The organism is Pseudoalteromonas sp. SD03 (assembly GCF_040937955.1).
In the GTDB taxonomy this organism is placed as follows: Bacteria; Pseudomonadota; Gammaproteobacteria; order Enterobacterales; family Alteromonadaceae; genus Pseudoalteromonas; species Pseudoalteromonas tetraodonis.
In genome coordinates, this window is the sequence record NZ_CP162514.1 from 2,960,879 (window position 1) to 2,974,345 (window position 13,467).

General features: G+C 39.8%; 16 protein-coding genes and 1 pseudogene. 2 read left to right on the forward strand and 15 right to left on the reverse strand.

Annotated elements, in window-relative coordinates:
* Positions 1–45: 45 nt before the first annotated feature.
* Positions 46–408: pseudogene (locus ABZP26_RS13835) on the reverse strand (recombinase family protein).
* 433 nt (positions 409–841) lie between these two features.
* On the opposite strand from ABZP26_RS13835, the gene ABZP26_RS13840 reads away from it, so the two are divergent.
* Positions 842–1,363 (forward strand): DUF305 domain-containing protein, encoded by a 522-nt coding sequence (locus ABZP26_RS13840; protein ID WP_008109672.1) that lies wholly within the window; start codon positions 842–844, stop codon positions 1,361–1,363.
* 1 nt (position 1,364) lies between these two features.
* Complete coding sequence (locus tag ABZP26_RS13845) at positions 1,365–2,096, forward strand: MauE/DoxX family redox-associated membrane protein (RefSeq protein WP_008109669.1); 732 nt, start codon at positions 1,365–1,367, stop codon at positions 2,094–2,096.
* A gap of 216 nt (positions 2,097–2,312) precedes the next feature.
* Here the strand turns inward: ABZP26_RS13845 and ABZP26_RS13850 are convergent, their stop codons facing one another.
* The 14 genes from ABZP26_RS13850 to ABZP26_RS13915 all read right to left on the reverse strand — a co-directional run bounded on the left by ABZP26_RS13850 (position 2,313) and on the right by ABZP26_RS13915 (position 13,451).
* A complete protein-coding gene (locus ABZP26_RS13850) occupies positions 2,313–2,663 on the reverse strand; it encodes a hypothetical protein (protein ID WP_004589646.1) in 351 nt (116 codons plus the stop codon).
* Positions 2,664–2,713: 50 nt separating this feature from the next.
* Positions 2,714–3,085 (reverse strand): hypothetical protein, encoded by a 372-nt coding sequence (locus ABZP26_RS13855; protein WP_008467865.1) that lies wholly within the window; start codon positions 3,083–3,085, stop codon positions 2,714–2,716.
* A gap of 10 nt (positions 3,086–3,095) precedes the next feature.
* Complete coding sequence (locus tag ABZP26_RS13860) at positions 3,096–3,518, reverse strand: hypothetical protein (protein ID WP_008467863.1); 423 nt, start codon at positions 3,516–3,518, stop codon at positions 3,096–3,098.
* Positions 3,502–4,167, reverse strand: a complete 666-nt coding sequence (locus ABZP26_RS13865) for an isoprenylcysteine carboxylmethyltransferase family protein (protein WP_008467861.1) — start codon at positions 4,165–4,167, stop codon at positions 3,502–3,504. Before ABZP26_RS13865 ends, ABZP26_RS13860 begins: the two co-directional genes overlap by 17 nt.
* Positions 4,160–4,495 (reverse strand): DUF2933 domain-containing protein, encoded by a 336-nt coding sequence (locus tag ABZP26_RS13870; protein WP_008467859.1) that lies wholly within the window; start codon positions 4,493–4,495, stop codon positions 4,160–4,162. The genes ABZP26_RS13865 and ABZP26_RS13870 overlap by 8 nt, the downstream gene beginning before the upstream one ends.
* A 9-nt stretch (positions 4,496–4,504) precedes the next feature.
* Positions 4,505–4,858: a cupredoxin domain-containing protein gene (locus ABZP26_RS13875; RefSeq protein WP_004589267.1), complete on the reverse strand. Its 354-nt coding sequence runs from the start codon at positions 4,856–4,858 to the stop codon at positions 4,505–4,507.
* 11 nt (positions 4,859–4,869) lie between these two features.
* Positions 4,870–7,113, reverse strand: a complete 2,244-nt coding sequence (locus ABZP26_RS13880; protein WP_008467856.1) for a heavy metal translocating P-type ATPase — start codon at positions 7,111–7,113, stop codon at positions 4,870–4,872.
* Between the two features lie 101 nt (positions 7,114–7,214).
* Positions 7,215–7,628: a MerR family transcriptional regulator gene (locus tag ABZP26_RS13885; protein WP_008467855.1), complete on the reverse strand. Its 414-nt coding sequence runs from the start codon at positions 7,626–7,628 to the stop codon at positions 7,215–7,217.
* A 299-nt stretch (positions 7,629–7,927) separates the two neighbouring features.
* Positions 7,928–8,350, reverse strand: coding sequence for a hypothetical protein (locus ABZP26_RS13890; protein WP_010558026.1), 423 nt, complete (start codon positions 8,348–8,350; stop codon positions 7,928–7,930).
* A 652-nt stretch (positions 8,351–9,002) separates the two neighbouring features.
* On the reverse strand, positions 9,003–9,863 hold the full coding sequence (locus tag ABZP26_RS13895; protein WP_016899204.1) for a copper resistance protein B: 861 nt from the start codon (positions 9,861–9,863) through the stop codon (positions 9,003–9,005).
* Positions 9,860–11,683 (reverse strand): copper resistance system multicopper oxidase, encoded by a 1,824-nt coding sequence (locus ABZP26_RS13900; RefSeq protein WP_013465888.1) that lies wholly within the window; start codon positions 11,681–11,683, stop codon positions 9,860–9,862. The genes ABZP26_RS13895 and ABZP26_RS13900 overlap by 4 nt, the downstream gene beginning before the upstream one ends.
* Positions 11,684–11,710: 27 nt before the next feature.
* Positions 11,711–12,175 (reverse strand): DUF4440 domain-containing protein, encoded by a 465-nt coding sequence (locus ABZP26_RS13905; RefSeq protein WP_016899203.1) that lies wholly within the window; start codon positions 12,173–12,175, stop codon positions 11,711–11,713.
* 21 nt (positions 12,176–12,196) lie between these two features.
* A complete protein-coding gene (locus ABZP26_RS13910; RefSeq protein ID WP_016899202.1) occupies positions 12,197–13,084 on the reverse strand; it encodes a copper resistance D family protein in 888 nt (295 codons plus the stop codon).
* 19 nt (positions 13,085–13,103) lie between these two features.
* A complete protein-coding gene (locus tag ABZP26_RS13915) occupies positions 13,104–13,451 on the reverse strand; it encodes a copper resistance CopC family protein (RefSeq protein ID WP_008132134.1) in 348 nt (115 codons plus the stop codon).
* Positions 13,452–13,467 lie beyond the last annotated feature (16 nt).

Sequence of the window (13,467 nt, forward strand, 5' to 3'; positions counted from 1 at the left end):
TGGCGGCATCCCTTTAAAACCTTTCAGTCTAAAATGAGATCAATCTCAATCATTATGCACAGTCACAAATACTCCACATAGGTTGATCATGGCAGTGGCAAACGGATTATCATTTTTGGTATTGAGAGAGCCGTCGATAATATTCAAACAAGCACCTTTCTTATGGATGCTTTCAATTGCCTCAAGAATAGATTTTAACGACCGTCCCAAACGGTCGAGGCGAGTAACAATAACTTCATCACCTTCCCTGATAAAGTCGATGAGTTCCTAAAGCTTTTCTTCATTTCGAATCGAAGCACCAGACTGTTTGCCTTGGAATATTTTTTCACAGCCCTGAGCGTCCAACTTGGACAGTTGAACATTTAAATCTTGTTCTTTAGTTGAAACTCTTGCAAAACCAACTTTCATATATACGAAACCTGTAACTTTCGCACACCTTAACAATTAAATGAACGAAAGTATATTAAATAAATTTCGTACATGAACGTAATAAAAAATAGAAATTCGTACACTACGGATAGAAAATGAATGACAATTCTAACTATAAAGTGACTTAATTATTTCACACGCTTCACTTGTACACGAGCTTGCCATTTGTTGAAGCTCAGCTTGTAGTGCTTTGAGTTCTCCCATTAGATTGTTAACTAAAGCCAATTTAGCCTGTGTCTATCATAAGTTCAAAACTTAAACTTTAGATATAAGCTGAAATTGAGTCAATCGTATTACAAATACTCTTATTGATACTGGCTCATTACTTGCACTTTTTCGAGAACATGACCACATGTAGAGAATAATAGGCTAACAGTGGGAAATATTTACACTATCAATGTAAGGATTACTTATGAAATACTCAAGATTTGCTGCAATGATCATCACCTCAACCATTGCTATGTTTGTCATGATGTATCTCAACACTTACGCAGTATCACATATATGGTTTAGTGAAACGCGTATCTATATGGCGTTGTATATGGGAGCAGGTATGGCAATGATCATGCTGGCCTTTATGCTTGGCATGTACAGTAACAAGAAGCTCAACATGGCTATTTTTCTATTGGCGACAATACTGTTTGCCATATGTCTTTATCTTGTTCGCTCTCAAAGCACAATTTCTGACACTGCTTACATGAAAGCGATGATTCCTCATCACTCCATTGCTATTCTTACTAGTGAGCATTCAACTTTGGAGGATGTACGCGTGCGTGAATTGGCAAATGGTATTATTAAAGCCCAACGAAAAGAAATAAAAGAAATGGAATGGCTGATTAAAGATATTTCTGAAAATGGAAAGGTCAGCTCACAAGCTCAGGCTGAGCAACGACCGCTCCCAAAGTTTGAAGGCACACTGAACAAAGGAGACTAAGATGACTAAGACAGCTACCCTGTACAGAATGGTCACTGACGAACATATCTGCCCCTATGGTTTAAGGTCGAAAGATTTGCTGGAGAGGCAAGGGTATGATGTAGAAGATCATAAGCTCACGTCAAGACAACAAGCTGATGACTTCAAAGCTAAGCATGATGTCAAAACTACGCCACAAACCTTTATTGAAGGAAAGCGTGTCGGAGGATACGATGACTTAAGAGAGTATTTTGGTAAAGATGAAGCAGGTCAAACTGGCACAACCTACACGCCCGTTGTAGCCATTTTCTCGATAGCTGCACTTCTTGCTGTCGCATCTCAACATTTTGCTTCCGGCTCATTTATCTCCATCAGAACACTGATGCTATTTATAGCTTTTTCAATGACGCTCTTAGCGGTGCAAAAACTGAAAGACCTATACAGTTTCACAAATTCGTTTATTACTTATGATTTACTAGCGATGAGATGGATAAGATATGGTTATATTTATCCCTTCATTGAAGCATATGCAGGTATTGGTATGGTTGCCCAACTACAGCCTCTCGCAGTGGCACCATTTTCATTGTTTATCGGCACAGTTGGAGCAATTTCAGTTTTCAAAGCCGTTTACATCGACAAACGCCAGTTAAAGTGTGCCTGTGTAGGCGGCGATAGCAGTGTGCCACTTGGATTTGTATCGCTATCTGAAAACTTATTTATGATCGCGGGAGCATTGATTATGCTGCTGATGTAAAGGTATAGCTCTATTCGGCGGCCCCTTAACTGTTAATATTAGACCTAGGATGCCAGCCCACACCTTTCTAATTCATATGTAACATTTTTTCTGTCGTACTGGCATCAAGATAACCAGAACTGAGCAAACAATCTCAAAGGTTGTACAAAATAACACTAAAGTTTTTTCATTAAGTTTTATTGTTATGCTCTTGTGGTGGCTTTCGCCACCACTTTATTAGTTTTCAAGTTCCACCATATCTTTCGCTGCAATGTCACCAGACACTAGCTTTACAGTTGCGAAATGATCATTCACAATTTTAGTAATTTGTACCGTTCCTACCTTTTCGATAGTGTAGGGATCTTCACCTTCACTCAATACTATTCTTTCATGGAATCTAATAACACTGTATTTTTGCCCAACCTCTGCGCCATGCTTAGCACCAATACAGATTAGAGTTCGATTATCAGAACTTTCTACTACCTGACCTCTCATCATGTATTTATGATAAAAAGTGGTATTGGAACAACCCACTAAATATAAACCGAATGTAAGCAATAAAAGAGCTTTTATATAGGGTGTTTTCATCACTGTTACCTCATTTGACTAACTAATTATCTATACACTTTTTTATGAATTCATTTGTTTTTCCGGCCAGCCCCCGAAGGTGCTTGATGACAACTCCAAGGCTTATGAACAGAGTTATCTTTGATGTTCTGATCAACAAATTTATAGTAACTTTCTTTAGTATGTGTCCACCAATCATCATGAACATCTGCGCCATACTTACGGATTACCTCCTCAATCCCATCAAGGCTTACGTTTGCGGCATCATAGGCAAGGTGTATTTCACCTTCTTTGATGTTGTAACTAACTTCATCTATACCAAAAAGCTGATCTATTTCTTTTACTAACTCGTCACAGCTTTCTTCTGTGACATTGCTAAGCTTTAGGTTTCGAACAACTAAATTTTGCTCTTTAACGCCAACTCTATGATTTAAATCGCTCATAATTTTTCTCCTAATGTTTGTGTGAATGCTGTTGATTGCTATCTTTCATTTCTTCCATTTTACGGTTCATCTGCGGCATCATGTTCCCCATCATTTCTAAATGATGTTCAGCCATCTTGATTTGTTGATGCATTGGCATTTCTTCCATGTTTTTGTGCATGGATTGCATCATCTTCATCATTGAACGGTGATGTTCAACCATCATCTGCTGTTGCTTTTCAGGATCTTTTTCAGTTTTAATGGCATGGACTTCCTTTTTCATTTCCATCATCTTTTTGTGCATTTCTCCCATGTTCTCATGTGGTATTGCCATGCCTTGATGCATATCAGCTTTGTTCGCACCTTCATGCTTATGCTCATTGTTTTGGGCAAATGAGCTAGTGGTTATAAGTAGTGAACTAATAAATAAAATTGATTTAGTTAACGTTTTCATGATTTTTACCTTCTACACTTTTATTAAAATTTGGGATCCAACTTGGTGTCGATTCCATATACCTGTGGTACTCCGAACCAAACTCAGCAATCGCTTGTGCTTCTTCGCGTTTCGCTAGCTTGACGTAAACAACGACTAAGATCGGAAACATCGCAAGTGTTGGGATTGTCGGCCACTGCAATAAAAAGCCGAACATGATTAGAATGAAAGCTACATACTGTGGGTGGCGACACCTTGCATACCATCCAGTTGTAGCCAATTGATGATGTTTTTGCGCGTGATGCAATACATTCCATGCTGAAGACAACATAAAGAAACCTGCAACAATTAACACCATACTCACTATATGAAATGGGTCCCAATGGGCATCACCTTGAAATCCAAAGAAAGTATGTAATAAATGCCCATTTTCATGCGCAAAGAAATTTACTTCTGGATAGGTCTCCGTCAGCCACCCCGACAGAAAATAGATAGTTAAAGGAAAGCCATACATTTCAGTAAATAGGGCAACAATAAAGGCAGAGAACGCGCTTAGACTTCTCCAATCAGTTGATGTTTTTGGTTTGACAAAACTAAAGGCAAAAAAGATAAAAATTGCTGAGTTCAGTATCACCATTGACCATAAGCCATAATCATATGTTTCATTCATCACTGCTCTCCTTTTTATGTGATTCCTTACGTGCCTTTTCTAACCCTTGTATGTAGCCATCGCGATAGGCTGCATTTTTATCCGTGAGTTCTTGAAAGCTCTCTTCCTTTTTTTCATCAGGCGCATGTGAATGATCGTGACCATGTTTACCATGACTGCCATGCATAAATACGTGCATCAAGGGGCATAGCAATAAAATCAAGTAGGGAAGAAATTGCAGCATATGTTGACCATGCTCAAGCACTAAGAAGTAGGTCACTGCGGCAATAAGTGCCAGTGCAGCCCAGCCTGTAGGTGTTGACCAAAAATTAGGGTGTTGATTTTTCATATTGCCCTCCTAAACGACTTTTAAGACACCGCGATACATTTGCATCTGACAGTGAAACTCATGCTCTCCCGGTGATAAGTTCAATAGGGTAATTTGAGTAATTTCATTTAATTTAAGCTGTTCGCTTATATCCAATGAAGGAATAAGCATTGTTTCAGCGCAGGGGGATTGATCTTTGCGCATAAACTTCAGAGTGACAGGTTGGCTAGCAGACACCTGAATTGAGGATGGGGAATACACACCATCCCTCACTTCAATGAGTACTTCATTACCTTGAACGATTGTTTTATTGGGTTTATATAGCCAAAACCACCAAACAATCAGCGCGATTAACATTAAGCCTAATAAGTTAATAACCATCATTGTGATTCTCCTTAATGCTCTTTTGCTTTAAAAAAGCGAAGTCGATTTGCATTTGACACTACAGTCAATGACGAAAACGCCATTGCAGCACCTGCAATTACAGGGCTAAGCAGAATGCCAAAGAAGGGATATAGAACCCCCGCAGCAAAAGGAATCCCGGCTACGTTATAGACAAACGCGCCAAACAAGTTTTGTTTGATATTTCGTAAAGTAGCTTTGCTTACCGCTATGGCATCAGCAAGGCCATGAAGTGAACCACGCATTAGGGTAATGTCAGCACTTTCGATAGCTACATCAGTCCCTGTGCCTATGGCGAAGCCAACATCGGCTAACGCTAGCGCAGGAGCATCGTTGATGCCATCTCCTGTCATACCAACAATTTCGCCGCCTTCTTGTAGCTCTTTCACCTTGTTGGCTTTATCTTCTGGCAGCACTTCAGCAAGAAACTCACTAATACCCACTTTTTTAGCTACGGCGGCAGCGGTTTCCTTGTTATCACCCGTTAACATGATGACGCGTATACCATTAGCCTGAAGCCGTTTGATAGCAGAGATTGAGTCTGACTTGATAGGATCTGCAACAGCAATGATTGCTGCAAGTTCACCATCTACAGCAAAGTACATAGGTGTTTTGGCTTCTTTGGCTAAAGACTGTGCTTGTTCAACAAAGCCTGTGAGGTCTATGCCTTTTAACTTCATTAGTTTATCGTTTCCGAAAAGCAGGGCTTTGTTGTTGCAGCTTGCTTCTACACCAAAACCCGTAATGGCGTTAAAGGCTTCAATTTTTAGTAACTCAATATCCTGATCTAACGCACTTTCAACAATCGCTTGCGCTAAAGGATGCTCTGAGCCGCTTTCTAAACTTGCTGCAAGCTGTAGTACGTCTTTTTCGTCAGTAGCTTTTGCTAAAATAATATCGGTTACCTTAGGTGCCCCTTCAGTAATAGTGCCCGTTTTATCTAAAATCATGGCAGTGATTTTAGAGGCGGTTTGCAGTGCCTCACCGTTGCGAATAAGCACTCCGGCTTCTGCTGCTTTTCCTACTCCCACCATGACAGACATGGGTGTTGCCAAGCCTAAAGCACACGGGCAGGCAATAATAAGCACAGTAGTTGCTGAAACGATGGCAAAAGCAATGGCTGGCTCAGGTCCAAAGTTAAGCCATGCTAGCGCACTTAACACAGAGGTGATCATCACGACAGGTACGAAAAAAGCTGAAATAACATCGGCCAAACGGCCAATCGGCGGTTTCGAATTTTGTGCTCGTTTCACCATATTGATGATCTGTGCAAGCGCCGTGTCTTTACCAACGCGTGTGGCTCTAAATAAAATCATGCCTGATTTGTTCAAAGTACCTGCGACAACCTCATCTTCTTCAGCTTTTTCAGCAGGCATAGGTTCGCCTGTCAGCATGGACTCATCAATAGAGGTGTGTCCTTCCAATACCACGCCATCGACGGGAATTTTTTCACCCGGTTTTACCTTCACAATATCGTTAAATAAAACCTGCTCAATACCTATCTGAACTTCTTTGTTGTCACGAACCACGGTTGCTGTTTTGGCTTGCAAGCCGATAAGACGTTTAATGGCCTCAGAGGTTTTACCTCTGGCTTTGATTTCTAATGCTAAACCTAAATCAATTAAGCCAATGATCATGGCGGTAGCTTCAAAATAAACATGCCGTGCCATCAATGGAACAGCGTCAGGTGCAAACACGACAACCATCGAATACAACCAAGCCGTGCCTGTTCCTAAAGCAATTAGGGTGTCCATATTGGCTGAATGATTTTTGAAGCTCTTCCATGCTCCTACATAGAAATGCTTGCCTGAAAAATACATAACACCAAAAGTTAAAATGCCTACAACCAACCAAGAAATTCGTTCAAGGTTTGTTTCAACCGTCATTTCTCCAACTACAATGCTGTAGATCATCAAAGGAACGCCGAGTGAAAGGGCAATAAACGTATCGCGCATTAGCTTTTTGTAATATGCAAAATCCGCAGCCTCTTTCTCATCAAGCGCATCTGTTGCTGAGCTATCATCAATTGGCTTCGCGTTATACCCCACTGACTCAACAGCTTTGATCAACTCTTTTGTTTTAGCTGTCCCATAAACTGTTACTGTCCTATCAGCAAAATTCATTTCCGCACTGACGACTCCAAGAGTTGCCTTCAACGCCCCTTCAATTTTGCCTACACAGCTAGCACACCCAGCACCTTCAATGATAAGCTGTTGGTTATGTGATACTTTCTCCAACGTATTCTCCTTACTTTTACACGAAGAGGATTGAGCTTTTGCCTGACAGCAACAGCCTGATTCAGTTTTTATATTTGTGTTAGTAGCCACCCTTTTTCCTCCTATGCTTTTTTAATTTGCTCAAAGTTTTCGATGAGATGACAAACCATGTTTGCAGTCGGTGCTTTGTCTTCCATTTCTTCCCATCGAGAAAGCGCAGAAGACATTTTTCCTCGAAGTGCCAACATTGCTTGAAACTGCTTTTCTGTTTCTTCAAGCCGCTCTTTGATCAGGCTTCTGACTAATGGGCACGCACTTTTACCATCTTCAGATTCATTAATAATTTCCTTGATATCTGCAACGGAAAAACCAAGGTTTCTGGCACTTAAAATGAATTTAAGTCTCGATACTTCTTTATTCGAGTATGACTTGTAGCCGTTCACTGACTTAGCAGGTTTTAACAATCCTAATCTGGTGTAATAGCGCACCGTATCAGCAGTCGTTCCAAGGCTTTTTGCCAGCTCCGCAACTTTCATATTCACTCCTCAGTTTTTTAGCTAAGTTTGTACTCTCATCTTCAGCTTAGACCTGTGTCTAAGACACAGGTCAAGTACTAATTCTAGTGAATAAGCTAAAAACTAATTTTTTGGTAAAAGAGAAATCTCGGTCAAAATCGACAGCATTAAGTACTGTAAATAGCAATAGTTTGAGCATGTTCATCATGCCTCCAAAAAATATTGTGCTAATTGTTCAAAACGGTTGGTAATTTAAACCAATCAGTAAATCGTTTTATTTTTGATGGGACTGGCGAAAAAAAGGCGCACTGATCCCGTGATTAGCCAATAATTGGTGGACGATAAAGTAAGAGATGGATACCAGATTTTGGTAGGGGTATACGCTGTAGAATTAGCTCAGAATGAATATTGCAAATACCTTCGTCTTGCGCTTCCACAAGATAGGCATTTAAATGAAAGCTTGTACAAAAACCGCCTTCACAACAAACACAATCACCAGCTTTACATTTTTCACAGTCTTCATCACCATGACGGTTTTTAGAATCTTGCGAATTTTCAGTGTGATAGTGACTATTGTCATTCATTGATTGATGATGCATATTTTTGCTTGGTTGTATAATATGCGTGTCGGAAGATCCATTTTGATGTTCTTCACAATTCATTGGTTTAGCAATAGCAAAGCCATGCTGCGTAAGCAACAGAGTAATTACCACTATTTTAAACCACTTGAAAAGTCCAAACATTTTAATTCCTTATTTATCACCTACAATATTAGCCACTTTATAAAAATAATTTTATGATCTTGATCAACCTTTGAACTAAAACCTAAACTTTTTACTTTTTACTTTTTACTTTTTACTTTTTACTTTTTACTTTTTACTTTTTTAAACAGCTTTAACTTCACAAGTATAAAAGGGGTGTCTAATTTATACTCATGAGATTGAAGCCAAGCATGAGCACCATTAAAAGAAATAAAAACCCTACGCTCATAACTAGGTATTGAGTAATGGATCATTTTTCCAATTGTTCAGCTTTAAGCGCAGTACTTTGCAACAATCGGTTCTATCCCGGGCACATCCAATTCCCGTTCATCAAAAGTGATAAAATGGCCTATTGTACGTCTTTCAATGGCGATGTTTTTTGCCTTGACTCTTTAACCTTAACCATTCGCCAACTTTACTTCTTAGCTGATATTCCACCTTGATAGGTATACACCAGACTGGCACCGATTGAAAACAAGAAGTAGCTTACTATTACTGCTCTTAGTTCTTTCCAAAAAAACTATTAGCTAGGCCTTTCCTAACATAACTAAAATGGTTTAAATCCCAAAAAACGAAAGCTACCATCAATATAGTTGCGGTAGCTCTCATCAAGTCAATATAGTATTTCTTCACATCAGAGCCAGAACTTGATACCTGCAACAAAAGCAGTATCACGAGTACTTTGCCCATTTAACTTCGCAAAGTCGGCTGTATTACCAAATTTATTTGTCCACTCAACGCCAACATAGGGAGCAAACTGGCGGGTAAACTCATAACGAACCCGAAAACCAATAGTACTGCTCGATAAACCACTACCAAGGTTATTTTGGACGTCGTCCTTACCGTAAAGCGTTAACTCTGCACGTGGTTGAACAATTAACTTTTGTGTGAGTAATAGCTCATATTCCGCTCTAAGCGATAGTGCTGTATTGCCTTTTTCGCCCAAGTAGCCAGTCATGTCGAGATCAAACCAATATGGAGCAAGCCCCCTAAGGCCAAAAGCTAGCCACTGTCGGTTTTCACCGTCTTTATTGTAATCAAACCGAATCCCTGCTTGTGTATCCCAATATGTTGAAACAGCATGGCCCCATAAAATATCTGTTTGGTTCTCCTCTAGATTTCCTTTGCTAAAATCACCCTCGGTTTTTATGACTAACCTGTCAAAAGTAGTGCCATACCATGCCTGAAAGTCAAAAACACCTGCGTTTGTTTGCTCATTATATTCAAGACGATCCCCTAGTAGCGCGTAAAATGAATGCTCATCTGCCAAAGTCAGTCGTTTGTCGCTACTGAGTGCATAAGGACCTTCAGTCAAAGTTGTACCTGCTGCATAAGCATGGGGGTCTCTAGCATCTTTAGGTGCATCTCCACCTTGTGCTTGCATTTTAGAATCACCCATCTCAGTCATCTCATCTTTTGCAGATACAGATACACTTATAAGGGGCAAACCTATTAATAATAGTCTTAACGTATTGGTTAGTATTAATTTTTTCATGATACAACTACCTCTCTAAACATACCTGCATCCATGTGGAATAATAAATGGCAATGCCATGCCCAGCGACCTACGTCATGAGGTGTTGTTAAAAAACTAATTCTTTGCGCTGGTTGTACAGGGATAGTATGGCGACGAACCTGTACATCACCTTTTTCATTCTCCAAATCGCTCCACATACCATGCAGGTGCATGGGATGTGTCATCATTGTATCGTTTTGTAAAATAACTCTTAAACGTTGATTATGCTTCATGTGAACTGGCGTGCTTTTTCCAAATTCCAAGCCATCAAATGACCAGCTATAACGCTCCATGTTTCCAGTTAAATGTAATTCAATTTCAGCCTCTGGCTCTTGCTGGTTTGTAATTCCCTCAAGAGAATGTAAATCTGCAAGTGTTAAAACACGGCGTCCATTTTTACGTAAACCTATACCGGGATCATCAAGGTTTGTTCTAGGCATATCAACACGCATATCAACAGAAGCTCCATACTCTGTTTTTGCATGACGCACTTTAGTGCTAGCAACAGCTAATGGGTTTTTAGTCATTCCATGTTTACTATGATCCATTGCCATCGCTCCATGACCCATTGCACTATGATCCATTTTATTAGAATTCATGCCCGACATGTCTGCCATACCTGCCATCGCGGAATGCTCACCACCTTGGGCCATATTCCCCATCATATCTGTCATCGTTAACCATTCAACGGGATCTAGAGCAGGTACTGGTGCATCAATATTAGGTGCCATTGATAAAGTACCTTTAGCATAACCTGAGCGATCCATGCTTTGTGCAAAAATCGTATATGCATCATTTTTTGGCTCGACAAGTACATCATAAGTTTCACCGGGACCAAATCTAAATTCATCTACTGTCACAGGTTCAACATTTTGTCCATCAGCTTGTACAACTGTTAACTTCAGCTCAGGTATTCTTACATCAAAAAACGTATTGCTAGAACCGTTAATAAATCTAAGCCTAACCTTTTCGCCAGCTTTAAACATTCCACGCCAGTTTGTCAAAGGCGCACAACCATTCATTAAAAAAGTCATTGCAGATGCTGATAAGTCTGCAAGATCTGTAGGGTTCATTCTCATTTTATTCCACATTTCCCGGCGTTGTAGCGCATTTGAAACGCTGCTATTTGAAATGTCATCAAAAAACTCTGGAACAGTAGGTTGATTAAAGTTAAATACATCGCTTTGTACTTTTAACTTGCGGAACAAATCCATTGGGTCATCATCAGTCCAATCAGACAATTGGATAACATGCTCATTGTCAGCACTAATAATATCCTTTTCTCTTGGCTCAATAATTAATGCGCCGTACATACCTGTCATTTCTTGAAAGCCACTGTGTGAGTGATACCAATATGTGCCGCTTTGTTGCAGCTTAAATTTATAAACAAAGGTTTCACCCGGCATTATACCTTTAAAGCTAATACCCGGTACGCCATCCATTTGATACGGAAGAATGATCCCATGCCAATGAATTGAACTCGGCACTGATAATTTATTAGTTACCCTGATAGTAACGTCATCACCTTCTCTGAGGCGCAAGGTAGGAGCTGGTATTGAGCCATTGATTGTTGTAGCCATTCTTACAACACCTGTGAAGTTTACGGGTGACTCATCTATCACCAGATCTATTATTTCTCCACTTAGTTCGGGCACAGTACCTGTTATTGTTCCAGCCACTAAAGATGAAGCAGCATGAAGAATGCTTGGAAAAGCAGCTAATATACCGCCAGCAGCTAAACCTTGTACAAAGCGTCTACGCGGTGTAGAAATTTGATGTAATGGATCTTTAATTCTCATTTTACTCTCCGAGGTTTGACCAATAAATTAGTGTGACCAATGAATGTGCGTAATTTTCCATTCACCGTTTTGCTTTTCGAGAACCATTGTTTCCATCCCTTGATAATCACGTTCTTCACCATTGTAAGTACCTTTAGTTTGACTACGCGAGGCAGAGATAGCTGTATTTCCAAGTATCGTCACTTGATGTTCAAGTGTGTCGCTCTTCATCGCTGCTAAATACTTCATATCCGACAACATATGATGATGAGCATATTCATCAGCGCTCCTTTCAACGCGGCCTCCCTCGAAAATGGTGACATCATCCGCTAACTGCGCTCTAGCCTGTTTTTGATTGCCAGTTTCAAGTGCTTGATGAAATGCCAAAACAACTTTTGCGGCTGGTGTATCTACACCTTTAAACAATCCTTTGTCTTTATTCTTATCACCATGAGCGTTTGCTGCGAAACTAAACGTCATTAATAAAACGAGTAGGATATTTATTGTTTTCATTTTCTTTTTCTCTTTTAGGTTTTAATTTGCAGGACCAACAACACTAGTAAGCCCAGCAGTTACAGATAAAATGGCAAAAGCTACTACCATTTCTATCGAGATAGATTTAGATAAAGCCTCTCTGCCTTGACTATTTTTAAGTTGTGGAACGAGTATTAGTTTATGTTTAGCAGCAAGTGCCAAAATAGACACTACAAGGGCCAATTTAAACAACAGTGTTTGTCCGTAACTTGAGCTTATTAGTGCATCAAGACTTCCGACCAATTGAATCACGAGCCAGAGGCCTGCTACCAACAATAGGCTCAATGTAAAACTTGCTTGTTTGCCAAAGCTTTCCATCAGCAAATGAAGTTCTGCATAACTTAGCTGATGGCAAGCCTGTTTTAGTGGCAATAACGCCCCAAACCACCATGCCATAACGAGCACATGCAAAATAAGCAAGCCTTTTTCAATTGTGCCTAACTCAGAAATATGACCCAGTAACGTGAATGAGTATGCAAGGATTAATAAACTCAACATTAAAGCGCTTTGTTTTAAGTACGAGTTCACAGCGAGTTTGAACCTTAAAGCTAAAGCGATTATTGCGGTAACTAGCCCAAGCGCTCGAAGCAAAGCTCCAGTGCCGACAGAGGAGTCCCACATAATAGCCAATATATCAGCGTCTATCGCCCCCTGAATTCCCTCTTCTGCCATTGCACCAGTACTGGCAAAGAACCAAGTAATATTAGCGATCAAAGCCATAACTATATAAGTTCTTGTCCACGTTAAATTCGCTATTACAGTATTAGTATGAGATTCATTATTCTCAAATATTTGCCTGAAAAATGTATAACCTGCAATACAGGCAAAGCCGACGTAAAATACAATTTTTGACAGTACAATGACTGTATTCCAGATATACATTTCCATATCAATCACACCGCCTATTTTAGTGAACCATAAAGCCGAAGCTATGTTTCATTTTATGACCATCGTTACCTAAGAAGGTTACATCCACAGTATAGTTTGCAGGAGCTAATTTAGGTAGTTTCCATGTAAATTTGCTAGTAGCGACTTTAGAAGGCTCGAATCCAAATTTAAATTCTTCGCCTTGTTTATTGGCCAATGAAACTTTTACAACACGTACCTCTTTGGTGAACACCAAAGTTAACTCTTCTGGAGGATTCATTAGCATTGCATTATCAGCAGGCACACTTTTTTCAAGATGCACATGCGCAAATACCGCACTACTAAAAACGACACTGATTACGGTTAAAAATTTAATTAGTTTTTTCATATTTACCTCTATTTTA